Origin of the sequence: Saccharothrix deserti (genome assembly GCF_009769385.1) — a bacterium.
Taxonomy (GTDB): Bacteria; Actinomycetota; Actinomycetes; order Mycobacteriales; family Pseudonocardiaceae; genus Actinosynnema; species Actinosynnema deserti.
The window spans coordinates 85891-112222 of the sequence record NZ_VKAB01000015.1; the positions used below are offsets into that span (position 1 = coordinate 85891).

Here is a 26332-nt window from a genome sequence, read left to right on the forward strand (position 1 = left end):
CCGGTGCTTGGTCACCGACCAAGCACAGCGAAGTACGGTGACCGGGCCCCGTTGCCTGCGGATGACGGAGACAATACCGGTGCACACCACGAAAGACCCAGGTCAGCAGGTCAGAGTCACAGTTGTTTCCACAAGCGTCATGCCTGTTACATCCATGTCACACGATGTCATCCTCTTGCACGGTGTGCATGTGAGATCAACACAGTCCGTGACGGATCTCGCATTCGTGGTGGGTCACGGCTTCACGAACCACGTCCGCAAGCCCTTCGTTTCACGCGTGTTGCAGCGGTTCGCACGGCGTGGCGGGGTCATCGCACTGGACTTCCGGGGCCACGGGCGGTCCGGCGGGCGGTCCGGCGTCGGCAGTGACGAAATCCACGACCTCGCGGCCGGTGTTTCGCTCGCCCGTGATCTCGGGTACCGACGCGTGGTGACGGTCGGGTTCTCCATGGGCGCGTCCATCGCCCTGCGCCACGCCGGCCTGCACGAGGACAAACCGGACGCCGTCGCGGCGGTCAGCGCGCCGTCGCGCTGGTGGGTGCGCGACACGGTGGCGATGCGCCGGGTGCACTGGCTGCTCGAACAGCCGCACGGCCGGCTCGCCGCCCGTGCGCTGGGCGTGCGCCTCGGCCCGCCGTGGCGGACGGTGCCGGAGAGCCCGCTGGAGGTGGTGCACCGCATCACCCCCACCCCACTCCTGATCGTGCACGGTGAACAGGACCACTACTTCGGTCCCGCGCACGCCGTCGCGCTGCACCGCGCGGCGGGTGGCGCGGCGGAGCTGTGGTTGGAGCCCGGCATCAGGCACGCCGAGTCGGCGATGACGCCGGCTCTGGTAGACCGGATCGCGACCTGGCTGGACGAACGCTCGCAGCACCCGACCACGCAGCACCCCGCCAGACCGCACTCGGCAGAAGACGACGATCGGACAAAGGGCAGGCGATGACCGCGACCGAGACCAAGCGCCGCCCCACCCGCGGGCGCAAGCTGATCATCGCCGCCCTCGTGGTCGGCGCGCTGCTGGTCGCGGCCGACTTCGGGTTGGCCGCGGCGGGCGAGTACCAGGTCGCGCAGAAGATGCGGGAGAAGTTCGGGCTGAGCGAGGACCCGTCGGTCCGGATCAACGGCTTCCCGTTCATCACCCAGGCCATCGGCGGCGACTACCGGGACATCGAGATCAGCGCCACCGGCGTCCCCGTCCGCGACCAGCTGCGCGACCTGGAGATCCAGGCGAACCTCTACCACGTGCGCATCGGCCTGTCGGACCTGTTGTCCGGCAACACCCGCGGCGCGAAGATCGACCAGGTCAAGGGCAGCGTCAAGATCAAGGCGAACGACCTGAACCGGCTGGTCAACCAGGTCACGCCGTTCACCGACATGGCGATCGAGCCGGACACCCGCACCGAGCTGCCCGCCGGGCAGGAGCCGGACCCGACGGTCGCGGCGGTGAAGCTGTCCGGCAACACCAAGGTCGCCGGCCGCACCATCCGGATCACCGCGTACGGCACGGTGTCGCTGGTCAACGGCCAGGTGATGATCGGGATGAACGACGTCGAGCTGGACGACACCACGCTGGCCGGGCTGGACGCGGTGCTCGGCGTGGTGCGCGAGGCGTTGAGCGTGACCATCGACCCGGGCGCGCTGCCCTTCACGGTGACGCCGACCGCTGTCAAAGTGGAGAGCGGTGCGTTCACCGTGGAAGGCGCCATCAACAACATCCCGTTGGACGAGGGCGGCAGCTAGATGACCGGGGTCTGGGCACTGCTCGGCGCGGTAGTGGTGGTGGCGGTGATCGGCGTGGCGCTGCGCGTGCAGAACGGCCGCGTCCGCGAGGCGAAACCACGCGACGGCCTGCCCGCGCCGGTGCGCGACCTGCTGGCCCCCGACACCCCCGTGACGCTGCTCCAGATCTCCACGACGTTCTGCACCACCTGCCGGCAGACGCGAGCACTGCTCGAAGACCTCGCCGGCCGCACCGAAGGGCTGCGGCACGTCGAACTCGACGTGACCGATCTGCCGGAGGTCGCGGCGGATCTCGGGGTGCTGCGCGCGCCGACGACGCTGGCGCTGGACGCGTCCGGCGCGGAACTCCTGCGCGTCGGCGGCATCCCGAAGCGGGACACGCTCATCGCGGCTTTGCGCCCACATCTGCCTGACCCGATCGGGTGAACCTGGGAACTCCCATCAGATGGACGCCCCTCCCGACAGCAGGGATCAGCGGCTAGGCTCGATCCCATGACCACGCTGCTGACCAAGCGACTCGCGGTGGACCTGTGCCGCGTGCGCAGCAGCCTGTGTCGCGCGGCGCGCTGACCGGGCGGTTACCGGCGGCCCGCACGCCCTTGACGGACGTGTGCGCCTGCCCCTACCACCGCCTGAAGACGGACTGCCCAGTCTTGTCCACCGTCAGGAGGTCGCCGTGCCGAAAGATGCCCCCGTGGACCCGCGTGGTCCGCGGTTCAGCGCCTGGATCACCACCGTCGTATTAGCGGTCGTGCTGCTGACCGGCTCGTGGCGGTTGCTCGCCGCGCAGACCGTGCTGTTCGGCTTGTGCGCGTTCATCTCGCTCAAGCTCAACCCGTGGGGCCACGTCTACCGGTACGCCGTGCAGCCGAGGATCAAGCCGACGACCGAACGCGAGGAAGCCGCCCCGCTGCGGTTCGCGCAGGGCGTCGGGTTCGTCTTCGCCCTGGTGGGCACGATCGGGTACGCCACCGGCCTCACCGCGCTCGGAGTCGTCGCGACGTCCGCCGCGCTGGTCTCCGCGCTGCTCAACGCCGCGCTCGGCCTGTGCCTCGGCTGCGAGATGTTCCTGCTCCTGCGCCGTTACGCACCCGCACTCGCCCGACCCCAGTCGACACCCTCGCAGTAAGAACGAAGAAATTGGAGCAGCTCGATGAGCCGTGAAGACGTCCTGGTCTCGGCCGCTTGGTCCGAGGAGAACCTCAACACGCCCGGCGTGGTGTTCGTCGAGGTGGACGAGGACATCAGCGCCTACGACGGGGGCCACATCCCCGGCGCGGTGAAGATCGACTGGAAGAACGAGCTCCAGGACCCGGTGCGGCGCGACTTCGTCGACCGCGAGGGCTTCGAGAAGCTGCTGTCCGCCAAGGGCATCTCCAACGACGACACGGTCATCCTCTACGGCGGCAACAACAACTGGTTCGCCGCGTACGCGTACTGGTACTTCAAGCTCTACGGCCACGACGCGGTGAAGCTGCTCGACGGCGGCCGCAAGAAGTGGGAGCTCGACGGCCGTCCGCTGGACAAGGAGCCGGTCGAACGCGCGAAGACCACCTACACCGCCCAGGAGCAGAACCTGGCGCTCCGCGCGTTCCGCGACGAGGTCGTGGACTCGATCGGCAACAAGAACCTGGTCGACGTGCGCTCGCCCGACGAGTTCTCCGGCAAGCTGCTGGCGCCCGCGCACCTGCCGCAGGAGCAGGCGCAGCGCGCCGGCCACATCCCGAGCGCGATCAACGTGCCGTGGAGCAAGGCGGCCAACGAGGACGGCACGTTCAAGTCGAACGAGGAGCTGGCCGAGATCTACGGCGAGGCCGGTTTCGACGGCTCGCGCAAGACGATCGCCTACTGCCGCATCGGCGAGCGCTCGTCGCACACGTGGTTCGCGCTGCACGAGCTGCTCGGCCACGAGGACGTGAAGAACTACGACGGTTCCTGGACCGAGTACGGCTCGCTGGTCGGCGTGCCGGTCGAGCTCGGCAGCGGCAAGGAGGCCTGACATGAGCAGCAGCTGTGGTGCACCCGAGCAGGGTGCGGACATCCAGGTGGGCGCGAACGAGGTCGTGCTGACCGGCAAGGTCCGCTCCGAGGGCGGTCCGGTCGGTGGCGCGTTCGTGCGACTGCTGGACGCGTCCGGCGAGTTCACCGCCGAGGTCGTGTCCTCGGCGGACGGCGACTTCCGCTTCTTCGCCGCACCGGGCACGTGGACCATCCGCGCGCTGCACCGGTCGGGCAACGGGCAGGCGTCGGTCAACGCGGAGGGGCCGGGCGTGCACCCGGTCGAGGTCGCGGTGGCCTGAGCGGTGTGACCCGAGGAGCGCACGGGCTGGTTGCCGGCGCTACCTCTCGCCGACCCCGGTGGCCTTCGCCACCGGGGTCGGCCGCTTTCCGGGCCGGGACGATAAACTCGGCGGGTGGAACACTTCTTCACAGGATTGCTGATCCTCGTGTCCCTGCTGGTCGTGTGGTTCGCCGGGTACGTGGTGTACCGCCTGTTCTCCGACCAGCGGTGAACGACAACGGGCCCGTTCCGGGCAGTGGTGACGCGGCCGTCCAGGCCGCCGCTTCGCGCGCCTCCGTGACCGGCGCGCGCAACCTGCCGCAGTTCGACGACCTGCCGATCCCGGCGGACACCGCGAACCTGCGCTCCGGTCCCTCGCTGCACGACGCGTGCCTGGCGCTGCTGCCGCTGGTCGGCGTGTGGCGCGGTGAGGGCGAAGTCGTGTACCCGACGATCGACGGCCCGTACCGGTTCGGGCAGCAGATCACCTTCGCCCACGACGGCCGCCCGTTCCTGTACTACGAGGCGCGGTCGTGGCTGCTGGACGAGAACGGCGCGGTGATCCGCCAGGCGGCGCGGGAGACCGGCTTCTGGCGCCCCCAGCCGGACGACACGATCGAGGTGCTGCTCACGCACAACACCGGGATCGTGGAGCTGTACTACGGCAAGCCGCGCACGCAGACGTCGTGGGAGCTGGGCACCGACGCGGTGATCCGCACGGCGACCGCCAAGGAGGTCACCGGCGCGCAGCGGCTGTACGGCATCGTGAACAACGGCGATTTGGCGTACGTCGAGGAGCGGGCCATGGTCGGCCAACCCCTCCAGCCGCACACCTCGGCACACCTCCAGCGCATCGTCGGCTGACAGCCCGACACCCCGCGAGGTCGCCGTCTGCGGAGCAGCGGCCATCAAACACAGATTGTTCAACAATCCTCACAGGATCTACGCTGTACGTATGCAGCTGCGGCGTTGCGGTACCAACGCGGTGCTCGTCGAGGTGGACTCGCTCGGCGAGGTGGAAGCCGTGCGCGCCGCGGTCGAGGCGGCCGAGCTGCCGGGCGTGGTCGAGCTGGTGCCGGCGGCCCGCACGGTCCTGGTCGTCACCGAACCCGGCACATTGCCTGCAGTCCGCAAAATCCTGGCCACCGCAGACCTCGCGCACCGCCCGCGGACGGTCTCCGACGAGGTGGTCATCCCGGTCCGCTACGACGGCCCCGACCTGGACCTGGTCGCCGAAACCGCGGGTCTGACCACCGCCGAGGTGGTCGACCTGCACGCCGGCGCCACCTACCAGGTCGCGTTCTGCGGTTTCGCCCCCGGCTTCGCCTACCTGACCGGTCTGCCGGAACCGTTGCACCAACCCCGCCTCGACTCGCCGCGCACCAAGGTCCCGGCGGGCTCGGTGGCCATCGCCGGCGAGTACACCGCCGCCTACCCCCGTGCCACCCCCGGCGGCTGGCGGTTGATCGGCCGCACCGACGCCCCGCTGTTCGACCCGCGCCGCCCCACCCCGGCCCTGCTCACCCCCGGCCACCGCGTCCGCTTCGAGGCCACCCGATGACCCCGCCGCGCGAGTCCTACGCCCAGAACGCGAGAGTCCTACCCCCAGAACGCGAGAGTCGAACACTCAGAGCGCGAGAGTCGAACGTTCAGGACCCCCGAGTTCAACACTCACGCACCCTCACCGTCCTGCGCACCGGCCCGCAGACCCTGATCCAGGACCTGGGCCGGCCGGGCAACGCCCACCTCGGCGTCCCACCCTCCGGCGCCCTGGACGTGCCGTCGTTCGAGCTCGCCAACCGCCTGGTCGGCAACCCCGAGGACGCCGCCGCCCTCGAAGTCCTCCTCGGCGGCCTGTCCCTGCGCGCCAACGCCTCCTGCACGGTCGCCGTCACCGGCCCGTCGACCCCCGTCCTGGTCAACGGCGTCCTCCGCGACTCACCGCTGCACCTGACCCCCGACGACACCCTCACCCTCGGCACACCCGAAGGCGGACTGCGGTCGTACGTCGCGGTGTCCGGCGGCATCACCGTCCCGGCCGACCTGGGCAGTCGGTCCACCGACCTGCTCTCCGGCCTCGGCCCGGCCCCGCTCCAGCCCGACGACGAACTGCCGCTCGGTGATCCGACCGGCGTACCGGTGGGCGTCGACGTGCTGGTCCCCGTGCAGGTGCCGGACGAGCTGGTCGTCCCCGTGTTCCTCGGCCCCCGTGACGACTGGTTCGACAACCCGGAACGCCAACTCCGCGAGGGCCGCTGGACGGTGTCGGACCGCAGCAACCGGGTCGGCATCCGCCTCACCGGCACCGCCCTCGACCGGGTCCCGTGCCGGGTCGGCCAGGAACTGCCCAGCGAAGGCCTGATCACCGGTGCGGTGCAGGTCCCGGCCGACGGCCGCCCCGTCGTCTTCCTCGCCGACCACCCGACCACCGGCGGCTACCCGGTGATCGGCGTCGTCCCGGAGTACGTCCTCCCGCTACTGGGCCAGGCCCCACCGGGCACCCGACTCCGGTTCACCCCCCAGGCCTGAACCGCTGCCCGCGACCTCGCCGCCGTCTGCGGACCAGAGGCCAGCCACCACGCGAGGTCGCGTCGATCGTTCGCGACTCATTTTCCGGCGATCACGCTCTTCGATCGCCGGAAAATCAGGCGCGAACGATCGACCTCCCAGCGACCGAGCCCGCCGTCTCCGGAGGAGCGGCAATCAAACTCAGTACTCCGACTCGTACAGGTCGGCCAGCTGCGCGTGCAGCTCAGTGGAGTCGGGCAGCGTCTTGCCGTCCAACGTGTGCACGCGGGTGATCTTGCGGACGCTCGACACCAGGAACACGCCGTCCGCCGAGTACAGGTCGTCCACCGCGATCGGCCGCACCTCGACGGTCCAGCCCTCGCGCTCGGCGGCCCGGAACAGCGCGGCCTGCGTGGTGCCGGGCAGGATGCCCAGGTTCGCGGGCGGCGTGGTGAGGGTGCGGCCGCGCGCCATGATCAGCGTGGACGTCGGCCCCTCCAGCACCGAGCCGGACGACGTGGTGAACACGACCTCGGACGCGCCGCGCCGTTCGGCCTCGCGGATCGCGGCCATGTTCACCGCGTACGACAGCGACTTGGCGCCCAGCAGCAGCCACGGCGCGCGCTCCATCAGACCCGGCTCGATCCCCCGGTCCAGGGTGACGGCGGCGATGCCGTCGACGCGCTGCGCCATCACCTTCGCCGCGATGTCCATGCCGAGCGCGAAACCGGTCGGCGTGCCGTCGCCGCCCTCGACACCGCGGGTGTAGACGAGCTTCAACGCGATCTCCGCGCCACCCGTCCAGTTGTCGAGGACGAGGTCGACGGCGCGCTCGAACGCCGCGCGGTCCGGTTCGGGCAGGTCGAGCATCGCCGCCGAGCGGGCCAGGCGGTCCAGGTGGGGACCGAGCTCCCGCGGTTTGCCGTCGACGACGAGGATCGTCTCGAAGATCCCGTCGCCGCGCATGAGGCCGAAGTCGTCGACCCGGATCAGCGGGGCGTCGGGGTCGGCCAGGGTTCCGTCCAGTAGTGCGAGCACGCGCATACCGTGAGACTACTCACGGCCTACCATCGAATTCGTGGACACCGCCAGCGCTCCGAAAGCCCTGCGCAAAACGCTGCACGACCGCGGTATGCGGATGACGCCCCAGCGCCAGCTCGTGCTGGACGCGGTGCGCGAGCTGGGGCACGCGACGCCGGAGCAGATCTGCCAGCGCGTTCAGGTCACCGCGCCCACGGTCAACATCACCACCGTCTACCGCACGCTGGACCTGCTGGACCGGCTCGGCCTGGTCCGGCACACCCACCTCGGGCACGGCGCGCCCAGCTACTCGGTGGACGCGCACGAGCACGTGCACCTGGTGTGCCACCGGTGCGGGCGGGTGGACGAGGTGCCGTGCGCATTGCTCTCCCCGCTCGGGGGAACACTGAAGGACGAGTACGGGTTCGACCTTGATGCGAGCCACCTCGCGCTGTCCGGCACGTGCCGAGAGTGCCGGGCACAGTTCGCCCAGAAGGAGTCCGAGTGAATTCACCGCTGTTGACCGCGCCCGGTGCGGTCGCGCCGTTCGAGGGCGCTCCCGACCAGGGTGTGCCGTGGCACTTCGGCGACCCGTTCGCCGAACAGCGCTCGGCCGCGCGGTCGGTCGCGGTGTTCGACCGCTCGCACCGGGCCGTCATCGCGGTGCCGGGTGACGACCGGCTGCCCTGGTTGCACTCGCTGACCAGCCAGCACTTCACCGCGCTCGGCGAGGACCAGGGCACCGAGATGCTGATCCTGGACGTCCAGGGCCGGGTCGAGCACCACGCGGTGGTGGCGAACGTCGGCGGTGTCGTCTACCTCGACACCGAGCGGTCGCGGGTGGCCGAGCTGCTGGCGTACCTGACCAAGATGGTCTTCTGGTCGAAGGTCGAGCCCCGGGACGCGACGGCCGAGCTGGCGGTGCTGACCGTGGTCGGCCCGGAGATCGCGGGGTTGTTCACCAAGCTGGACCTGCCCCTGCCGGACGGCCCGCACGGCGTGGTCGCGCTCGGAACCGGCGGCTTCGCCCGCCGCATGACGTGGCCCGGTCAGGACGCGGTCGACCTGGTGATCCCGCGCGGCGAGATCGCCGAGTGGTGGAGCAGGCTGACGGACGCGGGCGCGCGCCCGGCGGGCAGCTGGGCGTTCGAGGCGCTGCGCGTGGAGTCCCTGCACGCGCGGCTGGGCGTGGACACGGACGAGAAGACCATCCCGCACGAGGTGAACTGGATCGGCGAGGCCGTGCACCTCGACAAGGGCTGCTACCGGGGCCAGGAAACGGTCTCCAAGGTGCACAACGTCGGCCGCCCGCCGCGCCGGATGCTGCTGCTGCACCTGGACGGGTCCCGCGAGGTGCAGCCGGAGACCGGCGACCCGGTGCTGGTCGACGACCGGGTGGTCGGCCGGGTCGGCAGCGTGGCGTTGCACCACGAGCTGGGCACGATCGTGTTGGCGCTGGTCAAGCGGTCGATTTCGCCGGAGACCGAGCTGCTGGTGGGCGCGGAGGACCGGCGGGTCCAGGCGTCCGTCGACCCCGATTCGGTGCCGCCGGACACCCCCGGCCTCGGCCGGGAGGCGGCGCGGAACCTGGGCCGGTAGATCCGGACCGGAAAACCGGCGACTTCGCCTGCCTGCGGTTCCGACCTCGACGGCTACCGCTGAGTCGCTAGCCCGAACGGGTTCTGTGTCAGGATCACGGCATGTCCCGACCCGGATCCCACGGCACGCTGCTCACGGTCGCCCCCACCGGGGCCGAGCACGCGAAGGCCGACGTTCCCGCGCTGCCGGTCACGTTGGAGGAACTGGTCAGCGCCGCCCAGGCGTGCGAGCAGGTGGGCGCCGCCATGGTCCACGTGCACATCCGCGGCGCGGACACCAGGCCGACGCTGGACCTCGGGCTGCTCAAGGAGACGGTCGCCGCGCTGAGAGAGCGCACGAACCTGATCGTGCAGCTGTCCACCGGTGGCGCGGTGACCGATCCGGAGGCCGACCGGCTGCGGGTGCTCGACGCCCTGCCCGACTCGGCGTCCTGCACCATGGGCACGGTGAACTTCGGCGACGACGTATTCCTGAACCGCTGGGAATTCATCGTCGCGTTGCACAAGGGAATGCAGGAGCGGGGCATCGTCCCGGAGTACGAGATCTTCGACATCGGTCAGTTGGCGTCACTGCGGCGGCTGCTGGACAAGCACGGTCTGCCCGCTGGTGGCAAGGTGCACGTCGACCTGGTGATGGGCGTGCCGGGCGGTATGCCGGGTGACGCGGAAACACTGGTCGCGGCTTTGCGGCTGCTGCCGGAGGGCGCGTCGTTCTCGGCGACGGGCATCGGGCGCACCACGTTGCCGGTGATGCTGACCGCGCTGGCCGCGGGCGGCCACCTGCGGGTGGGTATGGAAGACACCATTTCGTACGCGAAGGGCCAACCGGTCCGGGACAACGCGCAACTGGTCGCACGCGCGGCGGGATTGGCGAAAATCGCCCAACGCCCGCCGCTGTCGCATGCAGATGCACGTGCACTTCTGGGTGTGCGCAGTCCGGTACAGGTTTGAGACAACTTTGGAAGCAGGTTTGTGTTGGCGGGTGGACACGAACTACCGCAGGATGAGTACGTGATCGAGGTGCGTCCTGGCGGGCGCCGCCGTATCGACCGGGTGCTCGCCCCTGACTACGCGGAGGGGGTCGAGCGGCTCCCGCTCGCCGAGGTGCGCGCACTGCGCGACGAGGCGGCGCAGGAGGAGACCGACCTGTCGTACCTGCGGCGACTGCTGCACGCGCGGATCGACATCGTGCGCGCCGAGCAGGAGCGGCGGATGTCGGGCGGCTCGGCGGTGGTGGACCAGCTGGCCACCATCCTGGCGTCGAACGCCGTCGGGCCGGCCACCGGCCTCGGCCGGTACCAGACGCAGGAGCCGTCACGGGCGGAAGCGCACCGGCGGCACGTCGAGGCGTTGGTCTCGGACGTCGACCTGTCGGACGTGAGCGCGCTCTCGGACGACAAGCTGAACCTGGCGCTCCGGGTGTTCATCGGCGAGGAGGCCTCGGTGTCGTCACGGCGGCGCGAGGTGCAGGCCGTGGTCGACTTCCTGAACGCCGAGATCGCCGGGCGGTACCAGAACGGCAGTGCCTCGGTGGACGAGCTGCTGGCGGCGGAGCGGGGTTGGCCGACCAACCCGGGTCGCACCAAGGAATAGGCCGTTCCGAAGGCCGGGCCGTACCGCACAGTGAGATCACACTCCCGCCATCTGGACGTGCCGCCTAACGTCGCCGGTTGTGGCACAACAACGATCCGCGCCGACGGCGTACCGGTGGGTGGTGCTGGCGGTCGGCGCGGTGGCGCAGGGCACCAACGCGGCGGTGTTCCTGGGGCTGCCGGCGATCACCCCGCAACTGCGCGAGCACTTCGGGCTGTCCCTGCCGCAGGTCGGGCTGCTGCTCGGCGCGGTCAACCTCGGCACCATGCTCACCCTCGTCCTCTGGGGCGCGGCGGCCGACCGCCACGGTGAGCGGCTGGTCATGACCATCGGCGGCTTCGGTGCCGCCCTCTGCCTGGCGCTGGCGGCGTTCGACGGGCCCGTGGTGGCCGGGTTGGCGCTGGTAGGCGTCGGTTTGTTCGGTGCGAGCGTGAACGCGGCCAGCGGTCGTGCGGTGCTCACCTGGTTCCCCGCCGAACGGCGTGGGTTCGCCATGGGCATCCGGCAGACCGCCACCCCGCTCGGCGCGGCACTCGCCGCCGCCGTGCTGCCGATCATCGCGCTCCAGGCCGGTGTGCCGGTCGCGTTCCTCGCGCTGGCGGGTTTCACCGGGTTCGTCGGGATCGCCGTGGCGCTGTGGATCCGCGAGCCGCCGTGGGCCGTGCGCTCCGGGCAGGGGCAGCACGGGGTCGTGCTCAAGGACCCGAACCTGATCAGGCTCAGCGCGGCCAGCGGGCTGCTGGTCGTGCCGCAGTTCACCGCCGCCGCCCTGATGGTGGAACTCCTGCACGACCACCGGGGCGTGGCCGTCGGGCTGGCCGCCGGGTTGTTCGCCGCCGCCCAGGTGACGGGCGGTGTCGGCCGACTGGTCGCCGGGGTGTGGTCGGACCGGTCACCGAACCGGGTCCAGCCGCTGAAGGTGCTGAGCGTGCTGATCGCCGTCGGGTTCGTGCTGTGCGCGGCGCTCGACCAGGCACCGGTTTGGATACTGTCTACTGTCCTCGTGCCCACCGCGGCCCTGGCGCTGTGCTGGAACGGTGTCGCGGTCACCGCCGCAGGCGAGCTGGCGCCCCCAGGTCGGACCGGAACAGCACTTGGTATGCAAAATACCGCGAACTACCTCAGCGCCACCGTGACGCCCCCGATCGCCGGGTTGGTCGCGGTGGGCATCGGCTGGCCCGCCGCCCTGCTCATGGCCGCAGCGGCGGCCGTGGGCGCCCGCGTGCTGCTAGCCGTGCCGTTCGCGGCGCGCCAGCTCGCCCCAGAACTCCCGTAGCCGCTCGTACCGGAGGGCGACCTCCTCGGCGTCACCGGCCTCCAGCGCGTCCACGATCGCGTTGACGTCGGTCGCCGAGCTGTCCTCGAGCAGGTCCTTGTCGTCGATGAGCTGCACCAGGCCGCCGTAGTCCAGTTCGACCGCCGAGTCCGGCGCGAAGTGGTCGAGCCAGCGCCCGGTGTCCGCGAGCACCTTGGCTGGACCGGCGTCACCCAGCGAACTGGACACCACGCTGTGCGCCCGCGCCACCCGCGCACGGGCGTCCGGCATGGACACCCGCCACGACACCTGGCGTTCCGGGTCGTCCTTCGGCGCCGGCACGACCCGCCGCGCCTCCGGCTCGACCAACGCGAACCACGGCAGCGGCACCGTCCAGGTGGTGGAGATGACGTGCACCGCCCCACCGGTCAGCTCGGCCATCACCGCCGACGCCCGAGCCCGGATCGTCTCCGGCTCGACCGCCACGGCCTCCTCCCGCAGGGGTCCGGTGGACGTGGCGAGGAAGCCGACCAGCGCGGCGGCCGATCTGGCACGCAGGTCGAGGGGGCAGACCAGGGGACCCGGACCGACCTCTCCCGGCACCTCGGCGGGACTGATGGTCATCACGTCGAACGGCGCGTCGGGGGAGACGCTGCCGTCCGACCGCTCACCAGGCAGGAGGCGACGCGGCCGGGCGAGCTGTGACCGCAACCACAGTTCCCGTTCGCGTTCGCCGACGTCCGCACGGCTCAACGCCCCGTTCTCCAGGGCTTTTCGCACCTGATCTGCCAACGGTGCGTCAAGAGCCGACAGCGGTTCGTACACCCTGAGGTAGGCGACGAACGGTCGAGGCACCCGCGCATCCTCCCATGGTGAGATTTGGCGGTACGTGTCACGCCTACCGCGTCGCGGGGAACCCCTTCGACACGGTACGGTAGTTACCAGGAACTAGTTGTCGAGACGAGTGGGGCCGCCGTTCCCCCGGCCGCCCCCGTCCCTGTGCGAGGGGGTCGAGCCATGGGGCGCGGCCGAGCGAAGGCCAAGCAGACCAAGGTGGCGCGGGAGCTCAAATACAGCTCTCACAACATCGACGTCGACGCCTTGCAACGCGAGCTGTCCAGCGGTGAGTCCGCTGGTGGTGGTCGTCGAAGCGAAGAACGCTTCGACGACCCGTCGGACGATGATTACGACGACTACCGTCGCTGACGAATCCAACACCCGCTGCTGAGGTTGGGCTGCCGGTTCACTTGCCGGCAGCCCAACCTTTGCGGCGGGCCCTCAGAACGCCCTGGCGTACTGCCGTGGCGGGTTGACCTGCACCCCCAACTGCTGTGCCGCGTGCAACGGCCAGTACGGGTCGCGCAGGAACTCCCGCGCGAGCAGGACCAGGTCGGCCGAGCCATCGGCGAGGACCTGCTCGGCCTGCCGGGCGTCGGTGATCATGCCGACCGCCCCGGTGGGCACGTCGGCCTTCCGTCGTACGGTCTCGGCGTACGGCACCTGGTAGCCGGGGCCGATCGGGATGTCCGCCGCGGGCACGTTGCCGCCGGTGGACACGTCGATCAGGTCGGCGCCCAGTGCCGCGAGGTCGCGCGCCAGTACGACGCTGTCCTCAGCCGTCCAGCCGCCCTCGACCCAGTCTGTGGCGGAGATGCGCACGAACACCGGCACCTCCTCGCCAACGGCTTCCCGGACGGCGGCGGTGACCTCGCGCGCCAGCCGGGTGCGGTTCTCCAGTGAGCCGCCGTAGGCGTCGGTGCGGTGGTTGCTGAGCGGCGACAGGAACTCGTGCAGCAGGTAGCCGTGCGCGGCGTGCACCTCGACCACCTTGAAGCCGGCTTCCACCGCGCGGCGTGCCGCGGCGGCGAAGTCGGCGACGACCTGGGCGATGCCGGCGGCGTCCAGCTCGGTGGGCACCCGGTAGTTCTCGTGGAACGGTTCGGCGCTGGGCGCGACGGGGGTCCAGCCGCCGTCGGCGTCGGCGACACCGCCGCGCTGCGGCGCGAACGGCGCGTAGACCGAGGCCTTGCGGCCGGCGTGGGCGAGCTGCACACCGGCGACGGCGCCGTGCGCGTGGATGAAGTCCACGATCGGCCGCCACGAGGCGATGTGCGCGTCGTCCCACAGGCCGGCGTCGTCGGGCGAGATGCGGCCGATCGCCTGCACCGCGGCCGCCTCGGTCAACACCAGGCCCGCGCCGCCGATCGCACGCGAGCCGAGGTGCACGAGATGCCACTCGTTCGGGTGGCCTTCTTTTGCCGAGTACTGGCACATGGGGCTGACCGCGATGCGGTTCGGCAACGTGACGGTGCGGAGGGTCAGCGGGCTGAACAGCTGGCTCACACGGGCTCCTCGGGACGTTCCGGGTACGGCGACGGGCCCTTCGGCGCGTCAACAGGTCCAAGGTCCCGGAACGGACCGCTTGTTCCCGGCGTGACGCCCGTCCCACCTCACAGGAGCTGCGGAATTCCATTCGATTAGGTATTGCGCGTGCATTCGCACGTGATCTTCAATGTGGGGTCGGCGCGCAAAACGCCGAACAAGAGGACACCAGTTACGCCCATTCGGGTGTACTGTCCGCAGCACGTTCGGGGAGACCATCACTTGCCGCCCGACGCAGGTCGGCCCATTGGAAGTTCCCGCCGGTCACGACAGTAACAGGATCCACATGCTGCCCATGCCGACCACGATGACACAGGATCCAGGGTGGCCCAGCAACAGCCTCCTGGGTCGACTTCGAGACAACACCCGACAAGAGCTGTTGAACATCGGCACGGTCGTGCGGTACACGGCCGACCGCGAGGTCATCGAACAGGACGCGAAAGATACTCACGTCCTGCTCCTGCTCGACGGCGTGGTCAAGGTGCAGACCACGGACGAGACGGGTGACACGGCGCTGCTCGCGATCAGAGTCGCGGGTGACCTGGTCGGCGAGATGGCGGCGCTGGACCAGAAGCCCCGCTCGGCCACCGTCGTCACGTGCGGCGACGTGGTCGCGAAGCTCATCACCAGCGGTGAGCTGATGAGCTTCCTGCACCGGCGCAACGACGTGTTCGTCGAATTGATCGGGATGATCAACGACCGGCTGCGCTGGGCGAACCAGCGCCGACGGGATTTCCTGTCCCACCCGGCCGCCGAACGGGTGGCGCGGGTGCTGGCCGAATTGGTGCAGACCTACGGGCGCGAAGAGGCGCACGGGTGGACGCTGGGAATTCCGCTGACGAAGGTCGAACTCGCCTCGATCGCCGGGATGAAGCCCAGAACGGCCGAGAAGGCGTTCTCCGATCTGCGAAAAGCGGGGGTGGTGGTCAGTCACCTGAGACGAGACGTGCTGGTACCGGATCTGGCGAGCCTGCGTAAATTCGCGGGGTTCTGACGCGAGGCCGCAATTCTGCGGTATTCGCGCCGATGCAGTACTCCACAGTGACTCTGCGCAGTCGTGTGCCCGCAGTGCGTCCGCACCCCGTCGAAAGGCCGAACCCATGAGCTTCCAGCGCAGTCTGCTGGTGTGTTGTGACCTGAGGAGCTACGGGTCGGCGGACGACCAGCTCCAACGCGATTTGCAGGAGCTGCTGGTGCGCAGCCTGGACCGGGCCGGCGAGGCCGCCGGCCTGGACCGCTCGACGTGGCGGCGGCAGGCCAAGGGCGACGAGGAGTGGGCCGTGCTGCCCGCCTCGACGCCGGAGGACGACGTGGTCGACCGGTACGTGCGGGCGCTGGACGCCGAGCTGGCCGCGACCAACCGGTACCGGGTGCCGCACGCCCGGCTGCGGATGCGGATGGCGATCCACTTCGGCACCACCGTCGAGGGCGCCAACGGCTACCCCGGCCAGGACGCGGTGCTGGTCAGCAGGCTGCTCAACTGCGAGCCCGCGCACGCGGCGCTGGAGCAGTCGCCGGACGCCGACCTCGTCGTCGTGCTGTCGGAGACGCTGTTCACGTCGCTGGTCGCGGCCGGGCACACCACGTTGCGGCCGGAGAACTTCCGGCGCGTGGACGTGCGGGTGAAGACCTTCAGCGGCCACGGGTGGATGTGGCTGCCGAGCGGGGACGTGCACGCGTTGGTGCTGGACGACGCGCCCGAGATCCCCGTTGGAGGGGGCCCGGTCACGCCGGTCGCCGGGCACGGTCCGTCGTCGGTGAACCAGAACGCGGTGGCGACCGGCGGGTCGACGGTGATCCAGGCCGGCCGCGACGCGCACGTGCCGACCCAGAAGGCCGACGTGATCCAGAACTTCGACCGCAACGACCAGCGGGCCTCGCACTTCGGCCCGGTCTACCGGCGGGACACGGACGAGAGGGCATGATGGCGCGCGAGGAACCGCTGAGGCTGCTCGCCGGCGCTGCTGCCGGCGCGCTCGCCACGGTCGTGGACACCGAGCAGTGGTCCGACCTGCGGGCACGGGTCGCGGCGGTCCTCGCGCCCGAGTTGTTCGACCTGGTCAGCGCCCGGATGGACGAGGCGCGGCGCAGGCTCGTCGCGGTGCCGCGGGTGCGGCTGGAGCTGGCGCGGGCCGAGTTCACCACCGAGTGGCGCGGCTCGATCCACACCATGCTGTGGGAGCGCCCCGAGGCGGCCGGCCCACTGCGCGCGGTGCTGCACGACGTCAGCCCCGCACTGCCGCGCGTGGCCGGGGATTTCGCCGCCGGGACCACTGCCCGGCGGTGAATCCCCCCGTTCAAAGGTAGCGAATTTGTTTCGCTTTTCCGGTGGCCACTTCTTCGTGGGCCGCGGTGATTTCCGGGCGGTGCGCCACTTCCGGAACGCCGACTTCCCACCACGCACCCGCTTCCGTCCACGCCGACGGGTGAGTGCGAATCACCACGACCGCCGGGCGGTGTTCGGTCTTCGCCACTTCCCGGGCTTTGCGGTAGGCCTCACGGAGGTCCGCCAGGTTCTCCACCGGGAACGTCGCACAGCCCATCGAGGCGGCGTGCGCGGCGAAATCGGTGCGCGGCGGTCGGGCGTGTGCGGTGCGCACGTCGTCGTAGAGGTTGTTGAACCCCGCGCCGCCCTGGCCGGTCTGGAGGCGGTGGATGACGGCGTAACCGTCGTTGTCGCACACCACGGCCACGAAACCGTGCCCGGCGAACGCCGCCGAGAACAGCTCCGAGTTGAGCATCAGGTACGAGCCGTCGCCGAGCAGCGTGGTGACCACGCCGTCCGGCCGGGCGATCGCCGCGCCCCACGCTCCGGCCAGTTCGTAGCCCATGCACGAGAAGCCGTACTCGACGTCCATGGTGGCCTCGCCGACCGCGCGCCAGCCGCCGATCAGCTCGCCCGGCAGCCCGCCGGACGCCGTCAGCACGTAGTCCTCCGGGGTGGACAGGTCGTTGACCACACCCACCACCTGGGCATACGTCGGCGTGCCGTCGGGTGCGCGCAGTTCGTCGATGTGCGCGTCCCACTTCGCCCGTTCCTCGGTCGCCCGCGCGGCCCAGGTGGCGTCGGCCCGCCAGTCGCCCAGTTCGTCGGTCAGCTCGCGCAGCCCTTCGTCCGCGTCGGCCACCAGCGACAGGGCGCCGTGCTTCACGGCGTCGAACCGGGCGGCGTTGAGGGAGACGATCCGGACATCCGGCGTGAAAACGGTCCAGGACGCGGTGGTGAAGTCCTGCAGGCGGGTGCCCACGGCCAGGACGACGTCCGCCTCGGCGGCCAGGACGTTGGCCGAGGTGGAGCCGGTGATGCCGAGCGGGCCCGCGTGCAGCGGGTGGTCGTGCGGGATGAGGGTGCGGCCGGCGGTCGTTTCGGCGATCGGGATCGCGTGTTGTTCGGCGAAGCGGATCGCGCGTCCGGCGGCGCGGGAGTAGCGCACGCCGCCGCCCAGGACCAGGAGCGGCTTGCGGGCCTGGCGGAGGACGTCGGCGGCTTCGGTGAGGGCGCGGGTGTCCGGGCGGGGGCGGGTCGGGCGGTGCACGACCGGGGTGAACAGGGCGTCCGGGAAGTCGAACGACTCCGCCTGCACGTCCTGCGGCAGGGCGAGGGTGACGGGGCCGCAGTCGGCCGGGTCGGTGAGCACGCGGGCCACCTGCGGGAGGGTGTTGAGCAGCTGCTCCGGGCGGGTGATCCGGTCGAAGTACCGGCTGACCGCGCGGAACGCGTCGTTGACCGTGGTCGTCGGGTCGCCGTAGTGCTCGACCTGCTGCAACACCGGGTCCGGTGCGCGGCTGGTGAACGTGTCGCCGGGCAGCAGGAGCAGCGGCAGGCGGTTGGCGTGGGCGACGCCGGCGGCGGTGACCATGTTCAGCGCGCCCGGTCCGATGGACGAGGTGGCGACGCCGACCTGGCGGCGGTGGGTGGCCTTGGCGATGCCGACGGCGGCCAGTGCCATGCCCTGCTCGTTGTGGCCGCGCCAGACGGGGAATTCTGCGTGCACTTCTTCGAGGGCGTTGCCGAGGCCGAGGACGTTGCCGTGGCCGAAGATCGCGAAGACGCCGGGGAACAGCGGGGCCTCGGTGCCGTCGGGTAGTTCGGTGCGTTGCGCCCGGAGCCACCGGACCAGTGCTTGTGCTGTGGTGAGCCTCATTCCACTCGTCCTTCGGCAGTCGTGACGGGACAGCGGGGGTCGAGTTCCTGGCTCGCCCAGGTGTCCCGGATCCAGGTGTGCGCGGGGTCGTCGCAGAACGCCATGGACCGCTCGTCGCCCGGTCCGGCCAACACGTTCAGGTAGTACATCGGGTAGCCGGGGGCGGCGACGCACGGGCCGTGGTAGCCGCGGGGGATCAGGAAGACGTCGCCGTCGCGGACCACGACGTCCTCGTCGATGTCGCCGTCGTCGGTGTAGGTGCGGTGGAGGCCGAAACCTTCACGCGATGGGGTGATCTGGTCGCGACCGGCGATGCGGAAGTAGTAGATCTCTTCGTTGACGACGTCGCAGGTGTGGTCGTGCTTGTGCGGCGGGTAGGACGACCAGTTGCCGTCGGGGGTGATCAGCTCGCAGGCGATGAGCTTGTCCGCGTGGTCCCAGACGCCGGGGGTGCCGAAGTTGGTGACCTGGCGGGTGGCGCTGCCCGCGCCCCTGACCTCGACCGGAACACCTTCGGCGGGCCCGTACTCGGGCGCGAGCCTCCGCTCGCAGCGCGCCATCGGCAGCGCGACCTCGACGCCGTCTTTTGTAGACAATCGCACGCGCGCATCCCGTGGAACGTATACGAAATCCGTCACCCGAGTGAAGACAGAATCCCGCCCCACCAGCTCGAACCGCTCCCCGTCAACCTCGACCACGCAGCCACCGGAAAGCGGAAGCACAAACGCTTCGTAATCGCCGGTCTCGAACGTGGTCATCCCACCGGGGTGCAGCAACAACACCCGCAACCCGGTGTGATCCCACCCGGCGGCCTCAGGCGTCAGCTCGACAGCGTTCTCACCGTTCGACAACGTGCCCAACGGCCGGTGCAGGCTCATCCATCCACTCCCCTCGCCGTGCCCGAAACATCAGTGCCCCGCGACACGCCACCAACCCCCGCCACCCCACTCCGCCCCAGGTCAGCACCTCGCGCCGGCCCGGTCTGCAGCTCGCCGGCGGTCCGCGCCGCTTCGGCCTCAACCGAGTCCGCACCCCGCGCCGTTCGCGGAACCCCGGCCGGGCCCCGTGCCGTCCGCAGCACCTCGGCGGCGGCCTCGACCGCGCCCGCGACGTCACCGTCCGGCGGGTAGAGCAGGGCTCGCCCCACGACCAGCCCGCGCACGGTCGGGTGACGTAGCGACCTGCCCCACGACGCCAGGTCGTCCTCCGGCCGCGCGGACGGCACGCCGCCGAGCACGAGCGCGGGCAACGTCGTCGCGTCCAGCACCTCGTCCGGCGACGCGGGCAGCTTGAGCCACGTGTACGCCGAGGTCGCGCCCAGGCCTGCCGCGACGCTCCCGGCGCGCGCCAACGCGGCGGCGTCCTTCTGCAGCGCCAGGTTCCCCGCCGAATCCCGCGCGTACGGCAGGGGCTCGACCATCGCCATCAGGCCGCGGGAGGCCAGTGCCGACACGGCGGCGGCGCAGCTCTCGAGCGTCGGCACGGTGCCGGGGTCGGAGTCGACCAGGCGCAGCAGCATCTTGCCGCCGTCCAGGCCGTTGGCCGCGATGGCGCCGGGGTCGTAGGCGGTGAAGCGGTCGTCGATCTCCCAGTCCGCGCCGGCCAGGCCGCCGCGGTTCATGGAGCCGATGACGACCTTGTCGTTCAGGCCGTCGAGGAGCAGCAGTTCCTCGATCACGTCCGGTGTGCCGAGCACCCCGTCCACCGCCGGGTTGGCCAGGGCGGTGAGCAGGCGGTCCAGCAGCGAGCGGCGGTCGGCCATCGCCAGTGGGTCGGCGCCGACGCCGAGTGCGCCGCGGGCCGGGTGGTCGGCGGCCACCAGGAACAGGGTGCCCTGGTCCGACAGCAGCCGTTGGCGTCGGCGGCGGGTCTGGTAGGCCCGGCGGACGGCGGACGGGTCCGTCGCCCTGGTGTCCAGCAACCGCCACCACTGTTCGTCCGTGATCATCCGGCGCCTCCGGACGGCCGCTGTCCGTTCGTGGCCGCGGTGATCACGTGGCACCGCGGGCCGTGTGAGGAAGTAGCGGTTTTCACAGGTGTTCCTCGATCTCGCTCGGCGTCGGCATGGCATCGGCGCAGGCCAACCGGCCCGCCACCAGAGCACCGGCGACGTTGGCGTAACGGGCGATCCGCACCGGGTCCCATCCCGACAGCAGGCCGTGGGCCAGGGCGCCGCCGAAGGCATCCCCGGCGCCCAAGCCGCAGACGACGTCCACCGGGTGCGGCGGGACGGTCCAGGAATCGGAAGCGGTGGCGAACAGGACGCCCTCGGCGCCCTTCTTCACGATCGCCAGTTCGACACCCCGTTCCAACAGGCGCGCGGCGGCCTCGTCGGGATCGGCCGTCCCCACCGCCACCTCGACCTCGGCCCGGTTGCCGACGGCCACCGTCACGTGGTCGAGCATCCAGCCGATCTCACGGCGCGCGGTCGGCACGTCCGGCCAGAACATCGGCCGGTAGTCCAGGTCCAGGACGGTGTGCGTGCGGCGGCCCCGGCGTTCCAGGATCTGCCGTTGCGTCGCACGGGCGGGTGATGCGGACACACCCGTTCCGGTCACCCACAACAACGGCACCGACGCCACCAGGTCCCACGGCACGTCCTCCTCCGTCAGGGACAGGTCCGGCGCGAGAGGCGAGCGGTAGAACAGCAGCGGCGGGTCCTCGGGCGGGTCCAACGCGCAGAACACCACGGGGGTCTGGAGGTCCGCCGCGGTGCCGACGAATTCAGCGGACACACCGAACGACTCCAGCGCCGAACGCACGTAAGGCCCGAACCCGTCCGGCCCCACCTTGGTCAACACCGCCGTCCGCCGCCCCAACCGCGCCGCCGCCACGGCCACGTTCGTCGCCGTCCCACCGAGGGACTTGGCGAACGTCCGCACCTCCGCCAACGGCACGCCGCTCTGCTCCGGGTAGAGGTCCACCCCGACCCGCCCGACCGTCAGCACCTCGACCGTCATTCGGCGACACCGCGGAGTTCGTGGGCGAGGGCCTCCAGCTCCGCCCCGCCGGCCATCTGCCTGGTCAGCTCCTCCAGGGTGATCTCCGTCTTCTCGTACGACCCCAGCGCACGCCCCCGCTTCAGCAGCAGGAACCGGTCACCGACGGGGTAGGCGTGGTGCGGGTTGTGGGTGATCAGCACGACCCCGAGCCCGCGATCCCGCGCCTGCGCCACGTACTTCAGCACCACCCCGGCCTGCTTCACCCCGAGCGCGGCCGTCGGCTCGTCCAGGATCAGCACCTTCGCCCCGAAGTGCACGGCCCGCGCGATGGCCACGCACTGCCGCTCGCCACCGGACAGCGTGCCGACCGGCTGCTCGACGTCCCGCAGGTCGATGCCCATCTCGGCCAACGCGGTCCGCGTCACCGACCGGCCCTGCCGCCGGTCCAGGAACCGGAACGGCCCGAACCCGACGGTCGGTTCCGACCCGAGGAAGAAGTTCCGCCACACGCTCATCAGCGGCACCACGGCCAGGTCCTGGTAGACGGTGGCGATGCCCTGGTCGAGGGCGGCGCGCGGTGACGAGAACCGCACCGGCGAGCCGCCGACCAGGAACTCGCCCGCGTCGTGCTGGTGCACCCCGGCCAGGATCTTGATCAACGTCGACTTGCCCGCGCCGTTGTCGCCGAGCACGCACGTCACCTCGCCGGCGTTGACCACGGTCGAGACGTCCTTCAGCGCGATCACGCTGCCGTACGTCTTGCCGATCCCGCGCACTTCCAGCAGTGGTCGTTTTGCCGGTGAACTCATCGCCGCACCCTCTCCGCCCGCCGCCGCAGGGCGTTGTTGACCAGCACGGCGGCCAGCAGCATCACGCCGAGGAACAGCTGGAACCAGTCCGAGTTCCAGTTCGCGTAGACGATGCCCTGCCGTGCCATGCCGAAGATCAGGGCTCCGATCGCCGCGCCGACCGCCGAGCCGAACCCGCCGGTCAGCAGGCACCCGCCGATCACCGCGGCGATGATGAACTGGAACTCCAGCCCGATGCCCTGGTTGGCCTGCACGCTGGTGAACCGCAGGATGTTGATCGACCCGACCAGCCACGCCGCGCCCGCCGTGGTCATGAACAGCACGACCTTGGTGCGCACCACGGGCACGCCGACGGCCCGTGACGACAGCGCCGACCCGCCGACGGCGAAGATCCAGTTCCCGAACCGGGTCCGGACCAGCACGGTCGCGGCAATGGCGGTGAACAGCATCCACCACAAAATCGACACGTAGAACGACGTGCCGCCGATCGTGAACGTCGAGGCGAACAGGAACCCGGCCGACGAATAGCCGTCGGCAGATCGCATACCGGATACCTGCACGGTTCCGGTCACCAGTCGGGTGATGCCGAGGTTGAGGCCCTGCAAGGCCAGGAACGTCCCCAGCGTCACGATGAAGCTGGGCAGGCCGGTGCGCATCACCAGCCACCCGTTCAACGCGCCCACCGCCAGCGCGAACACCAGCGACGCGAGCAGCGCGAGCCACACGTTCCAGCCGAGCCGGGTGGCGAGGATCGCCGTGACCAGCGCGGTCGACGCGGTCATCACGCCGGCGGACAGGTCGAACTCGCCGCCGATCATGAGCAGCGCCACCGCCACCGCCATGATGCCGAGCGTGGACGCGTCGTCCAGCCAGGTCGCCACGCCGCCGGTGCTGAGGAACTGCTCGGTCACCACGGAGAAGAACGCGAAGACCAGCAGCGCACCGAGCAGCGAGCCGATCTCGGGTCGGACGACCAACCGGTCGAGCAGTCCCGGCGAGCTGACCCGCTCGTCGGACAGCGGCTGTTGGGAAACAGCGGGCGCTGAAGTCACGGACGTCCTCCTCAGCGGGTGCCGCGCTCGGCGTACTCGGCCACCTTGTCCACATTGGACTTGTCGACGAAGCCGGGTCCGGTGAGGACCGGCTTGCCGCCGCCGACGGTGTTGGCGTTGTCGCGGTAGAGCTTGAGCATCACGATCGGCAGGTAGCCCTGCTCGTACTGCTGCTGGTCGACGGCGAACAGCACGTCACCGGACTTGATCGCGGCGGTGACGTCGGCGTTGAGGTCGAACGTGGCGACCGCCGCGGACGACGACGCGCCCTTGACCGCGTTCACCGAGGACCCCGCGACCTGCGGGTTCAGTGCGAGCACCGCGTCGACCGACGGGTCGGTCTGCAACGCGCCCTTGATCCGGGACTCCACGTCGGTGGGGTTGTTGATGTCCACCTGGAGGTTGGTGACGGCGCCGCCGAAGCCGGCGCGGGCGCCGTCGCAGCGCTGGTTGAGGCCGACGTTCCCGGCCTCGTGGATCACGCACAGCAGCTTCGTCTTGCCGGCTTCCTTGAACTTGCGGCCCGCTTCCTCGCCGGCGACGCTCTCCTCCTGGCCGACGTGCGCCAGCGCGCCGAACGACGCGCTCTTGTCCGAGCCGGAGTTGATCGTGATGACCGGGATGCCCGCCTTGACCGCGTTGTCGATCGAGGTCTTCAACGCGTCGGGGTTGGCCATCGAGACGACGATGCCGCCGACCTTCTGCGACACCGCGTTGTCGATCAGGGTGGACTGGCGGCCGGGGTCGCCGTCGGAGTTGTAGTCGACGGTCACGCCGAGCTGCTTGCCCGCGTCGGTGGCGCCGTTCTTCACCACGTTCCAGAACGCGTCGCCCGCGGTGCCGTGGGTGACGACGGCGACGCGCAGTTCACCGGTCGGCGCCTGGCCGGCGGCCGTGGTGGTGGCGGCGTTGTCCGCGCCGGGTCCGCTGCACGCGGCCAGCAGCACGAGTCCGGTGATGGCGAGGCCCGCACGCAGGGCCTTTCGAGTGGACGTCATCGTCTCTCCTCGCTGAGGAAGATCAAGCGGTGATGTGGGTGAGGTGCGCGAGGCTGCGCGCGGTGTCCCGCACCGGGGTGTCGAGCGGGCTGTCGTCGCCGAGCGCGGTGTCCTGCTCCAGGACGTACCAGCCGGTGTAGCCCGCGTCCCGGAGGAACGCCACCAAGGCCGCCACGTCGACGTCGCCGTCGCCCAGCGGCACGTACATCCGCTGCTGCACGGCGGCCATGTAACCGATGTCCCCGTCGCGGACGGTGGCCGCGATGTCGGCCCGCACGTCCTTGAGGTGCACGTGCCCGATCCGCTCGGGGAAGCGGCGGGCGAGTTCGACCGGGTCCGTGCCGCCGATGAGGAGGTGGCCGGTGTCCAGGCAGAGCGGCAGGTCTGAGTCGGCGAGGAACCGCTCGACCTCGGCGGTGCGCTCGACGTGCGTGCCCACGTGCGGGTGCAGCACGGTGCGCAGGCCGTGAGCTGCGGCTTTGTCGCGGATGACGGCGGCGGTGTCGATCAGGGTGCGCCACTGGTCGTCGGTGAGCGCCGGGCGTTCGTCGTAGCCGTCCAGGCCGGTCGCGGCGGCCAGCACCAGGACTTCGGCACCCGCCGCGGCGAGCAGTGCGGCCACCCGATCCGCCTCGTCCACGTCTGACTGTTCGCCGGTGTGCAGCGGGACGGCGAGGAAACCGCCGACCAACGACAGACCGTGCTCGTCCAGCAGCTTGCGAAGCTCGTCGGGCTGCGCCGGCAGGTAGTCGGGCGGGCCGAGTTCGGTCGCCTGCAACCCCAGCGAGGTCATCTCCTCCAACACCGTCTTGGGATCGAGGACGTTGCCCCAACCGGGCACTTCGCAGACACCCCAGGAAATGGGTGCACCGGCGATCTTCACGCGACTACCTCCGTCTGGATCCGAACCGGAGCACCGGAGCGCCGCGACTGCTCACACGCCTCGGCGAGCTGAAGACTGATCAAACTCTCCCGCGCGGGTGACGGGTTCGCCACCGCACCCGCCACGACCTGCGTGAACACGGCCATCTCGTTCAGGTAGGCGCGGTGGAAGCGCTCCGCGAAGCCGGGGTACGCGTCGGCCGCGACCTTCGGCCCGTCGGGCTCCAACGACGTCAACGGCGTGCGCGGGTCGACGCCGACGGCCAGCGAGTCCCGGCTGCCCAGCACCTCGATGCGGTGGTCGTAGCCGAGCGGGTCGTGCCTGCCGCCGGCCAGCGTGGCGTGCGCGCCGCCCGCGAACTTCAGCAGCACCACGGCGTTGTCCACGTCGTCGGCATCGGCGAACGCCTGGTCCACCAGCACCGATCCCGACGCGTACACCTCCACCACCGGCTCGCCGACCAGCCACGGCACCGCGTCCAGGTCGTGGATCAGCAGGTCGCGGAAGATGCCGCCGGAGTGCGGCAGGTAGGAGAAGTCTGGCGGCTGGGCGTCGTTGCCGACCGCGCGGACCAGGTAGATGTCACCGACCTCGCCCGCCCGGATGCGCCGGTGCAGCTCGAACACCGCCGGGTCGAACCGGCGCTGGAACCCGACCAGCACCTCCACCCCGGACGCCTCGACGTCGTCCACCAACGCGCGCATCTCGTCCAGGTGGCTCGCGATCGGCTTCTCGCACAGCGTCGGCACGCCGACCGCGATGGCGGCGCGCAGCAACGCGGGGTGCGTGGTCGTGGGCGTGGCCAGCAGGACACCGTCACTGGCTGTGAGCAACGCGTCGAGGTCGTCGACGCTCTTGGTGCCGGGCAGCGCGGCCGACGCCTGCGCCGCGCGGCCGGGCACCGGGTCGAACAGCAGCACTTCGTCGACCTCGTCGAGGGTGGCCAGGTTGGTGGCGTGCATGGTGCCGATCCGACCGACTCCGGCAACTCCGATCCGCATCCCGCTGGTCTCCGTCCTGGTAGAGGAGGTCTATCGTTAGAGCGCTCTATTTGTTGGAGCGCTCTAATGCTGTAGCGTCGGTCACACGGGTGTCAAGGGTGCGTTTCCCGCTCGTGACGTCC

Annotated in this window: 30 protein-coding genes and 2 pseudogenes; 19 read left to right on the forward strand and 13 right to left on the reverse strand. The window is 70.6% G+C overall.

The window, feature by feature from the left end; all coding sequences use genetic code 11:
• The first annotated feature begins 154 nt into the window (after nucleotides 1-154).
• From FM051_RS24025 to FM051_RS24065, 10 genes are all read left to right on the forward strand, one after another.
• On the forward strand, nucleotides 155-946 hold the full coding sequence (locus FM051_RS24025; RefSeq protein ID WP_420803621.1) for an alpha/beta hydrolase family protein: 792 nt from the start codon (nucleotides 155-157) through the stop codon (nucleotides 944-946).
• Complete coding sequence (locus FM051_RS24030; RefSeq protein ID WP_158847035.1) at nucleotides 943-1743, forward strand: LmeA family phospholipid-binding protein; 801 nt, start codon at nucleotides 943-945, stop codon at nucleotides 1741-1743. The genes FM051_RS24025 and FM051_RS24030 overlap by 4 nt, the downstream gene beginning before the upstream one ends.
• Nucleotides 1744-2169: a TlpA family protein disulfide reductase gene (locus FM051_RS24035; RefSeq protein WP_158847037.1), complete on the forward strand. Its 426-nt coding sequence runs from the start codon at nucleotides 1744-1746 to the stop codon at nucleotides 2167-2169.
• Nucleotides 2170-2235: 66 nt separating this feature from the next.
• Nucleotides 2236-2313 carry a putative leader peptide gene (locus FM051_RS54025; protein ID WP_360462167.1) on the forward strand — a complete coding sequence of 26 codons (78 nt, stop codon included), beginning with the start codon at nucleotides 2236-2238 and terminating at the stop codon, nucleotides 2311-2313.
• Between the two features lie 106 nt (nucleotides 2314-2419).
• On the forward strand, nucleotides 2420-2872 hold the full coding sequence (locus FM051_RS24040; protein WP_158847039.1) for a DUF4395 domain-containing protein: 453 nt from the start codon (nucleotides 2420-2422) through the stop codon (nucleotides 2870-2872).
• A 24-nt stretch (nucleotides 2873-2896) separates the two neighbouring features.
• A complete protein-coding gene (locus tag FM051_RS24045) occupies nucleotides 2897-3742 on the forward strand; it encodes a sulfurtransferase (RefSeq protein WP_158847040.1) in 846 nt (281 codons plus the stop codon).
• 1 nt (nucleotide 3743) lies between these two features.
• Nucleotides 3744-4043, forward strand: a complete 300-nt coding sequence (locus FM051_RS24050; protein ID WP_158847041.1) for a DUF1416 domain-containing protein — start codon at nucleotides 3744-3746, stop codon at nucleotides 4041-4043.
• Between the two features lie 209 nt (nucleotides 4044-4252).
• On the forward strand, nucleotides 4253-4888 hold the full coding sequence (locus tag FM051_RS24055) for a heme-binding beta-barrel domain-containing protein (RefSeq protein ID WP_158847042.1): 636 nt from the start codon (nucleotides 4253-4255) through the stop codon (nucleotides 4886-4888).
• A gap of 91 nt (nucleotides 4889-4979) precedes the next feature.
• A complete protein-coding gene (pxpB, locus tag FM051_RS24060) occupies nucleotides 4980-5585 on the forward strand; it encodes a 5-oxoprolinase subunit PxpB (RefSeq protein ID WP_158847043.1) in 606 nt (201 codons plus the stop codon).
• Nucleotides 5582-6553, forward strand: a complete 972-nt coding sequence (locus FM051_RS24065) for a 5-oxoprolinase subunit C family protein (RefSeq protein WP_158847044.1) — start codon at nucleotides 5582-5584, stop codon at nucleotides 6551-6553. Before pxpB ends, FM051_RS24065 begins: the two co-directional genes overlap by 4 nt.
• A gap of 180 nt (nucleotides 6554-6733) precedes the next feature.
• Here FM051_RS24065 and FM051_RS24070 read toward each other — a convergent pair whose 3' ends face one another.
• Nucleotides 6734-7576 carry an aminodeoxychorismate lyase gene (locus tag FM051_RS24070; protein WP_158847045.1) on the reverse strand — a complete coding sequence of 281 codons (843 nt, stop codon included), beginning with the start codon at nucleotides 7574-7576 and terminating at the stop codon, nucleotides 6734-6736.
• A 34-nt stretch (nucleotides 7577-7610) separates the two neighbouring features.
• Here FM051_RS24070 and FM051_RS24075 point away from each other — a divergent pair, with 34 nt between their 5' ends.
• The 5 genes from FM051_RS24075 to FM051_RS24095 all read left to right on the forward strand — a co-directional run bounded on the left by FM051_RS24075 (nucleotide 7611) and on the right by FM051_RS24095 (nucleotide 12019).
• Nucleotides 7611-8060 (forward strand): Fur family transcriptional regulator, encoded by a 450-nt coding sequence (locus tag FM051_RS24075; RefSeq protein ID WP_274383691.1) that lies wholly within the window; start codon nucleotides 7611-7613, stop codon nucleotides 8058-8060.
• A complete protein-coding gene (gene ygfZ, locus FM051_RS24080; RefSeq protein WP_158847046.1) occupies nucleotides 8057-9151 on the forward strand; it encodes a CAF17-like 4Fe-4S cluster assembly/insertion protein YgfZ in 1095 nt (364 codons plus the stop codon). Before FM051_RS24075 ends, ygfZ begins: the two co-directional genes overlap by 4 nt.
• 101 nt (nucleotides 9152-9252) lie before the next feature.
• Entirely contained in the window at nucleotides 9253-10101 is an 849-nt protein-coding gene (locus FM051_RS24085) for a beta-keto acid cleavage family enzyme (RefSeq protein ID WP_158847047.1), read from the forward strand.
• A gap of 60 nt (nucleotides 10102-10161) precedes the next feature.
• A complete protein-coding gene (locus tag FM051_RS24090) occupies nucleotides 10162-10743 on the forward strand; it encodes an RsiG family protein (RefSeq protein ID WP_158847048.1) in 582 nt (193 codons plus the stop codon).
• A 79-nt stretch (nucleotides 10744-10822) separates the two neighbouring features.
• Nucleotides 10823-12019 carry an MFS transporter gene (locus tag FM051_RS24095; RefSeq protein WP_238412614.1) on the forward strand — a complete coding sequence of 399 codons (1197 nt, stop codon included), beginning with the start codon at nucleotides 10823-10825 and terminating at the stop codon, nucleotides 12017-12019.
• Here FM051_RS24095 and FM051_RS24100 read toward each other — a convergent pair.
• Nucleotides 11972-12853, reverse strand: coding sequence for a DUF8083 family protein (locus FM051_RS24100; RefSeq protein WP_158847049.1), 882 nt, complete (start codon nucleotides 12851-12853; stop codon nucleotides 11972-11974). The two genes, FM051_RS24095 and FM051_RS24100, sit on opposite strands and share 48 nt — an antisense overlap.
• Nucleotides 12854-13015: 162 nt before the next feature.
• Here FM051_RS24100 and FM051_RS24105 point away from each other — a divergent pair, with 162 nt between their 5' ends.
• Nucleotides 13016-13204: a DUF3073 domain-containing protein gene (locus FM051_RS24105; RefSeq protein ID WP_158847050.1), complete on the forward strand. Its 189-nt coding sequence runs from the start codon at nucleotides 13016-13018 to the stop codon at nucleotides 13202-13204.
• A gap of 72 nt (nucleotides 13205-13276) precedes the next feature.
• On the opposite strand, the gene FM051_RS24110 is transcribed toward FM051_RS24105, so the two are convergent.
• Nucleotides 13277-14341, reverse strand: coding sequence for an NADH:flavin oxidoreductase/NADH oxidase (locus FM051_RS24110; RefSeq protein ID WP_158847051.1), 1065 nt, complete (start codon nucleotides 14339-14341; stop codon nucleotides 13277-13279).
• Between the two features lie 346 nt (nucleotides 14342-14687).
• Here FM051_RS24110 and FM051_RS24115 point away from each other — a divergent pair, with 346 nt between their 5' ends.
• From FM051_RS24115 to FM051_RS24125, 3 genes are all read left to right on the forward strand, one after another.
• Nucleotides 14688-15374, forward strand: coding sequence for a Crp/Fnr family transcriptional regulator (locus FM051_RS24115; RefSeq protein WP_238412615.1), 687 nt, complete (start codon nucleotides 14688-14690; stop codon nucleotides 15372-15374).
• A 106-nt stretch (nucleotides 15375-15480) separates the two neighbouring features.
• Nucleotides 15481-16305, forward strand: a complete 825-nt coding sequence (locus tag FM051_RS24120) for a hypothetical protein (protein ID WP_158847054.1) — start codon at nucleotides 15481-15483, stop codon at nucleotides 16303-16305.
• Nucleotides 16302-16667 (forward strand): hypothetical protein, encoded by a 366-nt coding sequence (locus tag FM051_RS24125; RefSeq protein ID WP_158847056.1) that lies wholly within the window; start codon nucleotides 16302-16304, stop codon nucleotides 16665-16667. The genes FM051_RS24120 and FM051_RS24125 overlap by 4 nt, the downstream gene beginning before the upstream one ends.
• A 10-nt stretch (nucleotides 16668-16677) precedes the next feature.
• On the opposite strand, the gene iolD is transcribed toward FM051_RS24125, so the two are convergent.
• From iolD to FM051_RS53250, 10 genes and pseudogenes are all read right to left on the reverse strand, one after another.
• Nucleotides 16678-18525, reverse strand: coding sequence for a 3D-(3,5/4)-trihydroxycyclohexane-1,2-dione acylhydrolase (decyclizing) (gene iolD / locus FM051_RS24130; protein WP_158847058.1), 1848 nt, complete (start codon nucleotides 18523-18525; stop codon nucleotides 16678-16680).
• The gene (gene iolB, locus FM051_RS24135; protein ID WP_158847060.1) at nucleotides 18522-19403 is read right to left on the reverse strand and encodes a 5-deoxy-glucuronate isomerase; all 882 of its coding nucleotides are present in this window, start codon (nucleotides 19401-19403) and stop codon (nucleotides 18522-18524) included. Before iolB ends, iolD begins: the two co-directional genes overlap by 4 nt.
• Before the next feature lie 197 nt (nucleotides 19404-19600).
• Nucleotides 19601-20473: pseudogene (locus FM051_RS24140) on the reverse strand (Cgl0159 family (beta/alpha)8-fold protein); the annotation flags it as partial.
• 82 nt (nucleotides 20474-20555) lie between these two features.
• A complete protein-coding gene (gene iolC, locus FM051_RS24145; RefSeq protein WP_158847062.1) occupies nucleotides 20556-21485 on the reverse strand; it encodes a 5-dehydro-2-deoxygluconokinase in 930 nt (309 codons plus the stop codon).
• Nucleotides 21482-22276 (reverse strand): ATP-binding cassette domain-containing protein, encoded by a 795-nt coding sequence (locus tag FM051_RS24150; protein WP_158847064.1) that lies wholly within the window; start codon nucleotides 22274-22276, stop codon nucleotides 21482-21484. Before FM051_RS24150 ends, iolC begins: the two co-directional genes overlap by 4 nt.
• A complete protein-coding gene (locus FM051_RS24155; protein WP_158847066.1) occupies nucleotides 22273-23328 on the reverse strand; it encodes an ABC transporter permease in 1056 nt (351 codons plus the stop codon). The genes FM051_RS24150 and FM051_RS24155 overlap by 4 nt, the downstream gene beginning before the upstream one ends.
• Nucleotides 23329-23339: 11 nt before the next feature.
• A complete protein-coding gene (locus FM051_RS24160) occupies nucleotides 23340-24326 on the reverse strand; it encodes a sugar ABC transporter substrate-binding protein (RefSeq protein ID WP_158847068.1) in 987 nt (328 codons plus the stop codon).
• Nucleotides 24327-24348: 22 nt separating this feature from the next.
• Nucleotides 24349-25209, reverse strand: coding sequence for a TIM barrel protein (locus tag FM051_RS24165; protein WP_476655318.1), 861 nt, complete (start codon nucleotides 25207-25209; stop codon nucleotides 24349-24351).
• Entirely contained in the window at nucleotides 25206-25877 is a 672-nt protein-coding gene (locus FM051_RS24170) for a Gfo/Idh/MocA family protein (RefSeq protein ID WP_274383709.1), read from the reverse strand. Before FM051_RS24170 ends, FM051_RS24165 begins: the two co-directional genes overlap by 4 nt.
• A pseudogene (locus FM051_RS53250) lies at nucleotides 25869-26216 on the reverse strand (Gfo/Idh/MocA family protein); the annotation flags it as partial. The gene FM051_RS24170 and the pseudogene FM051_RS53250, both read right to left, overlap by 9 nt.
• Nucleotides 26217-26332: the final 116 nt, after the last annotated feature.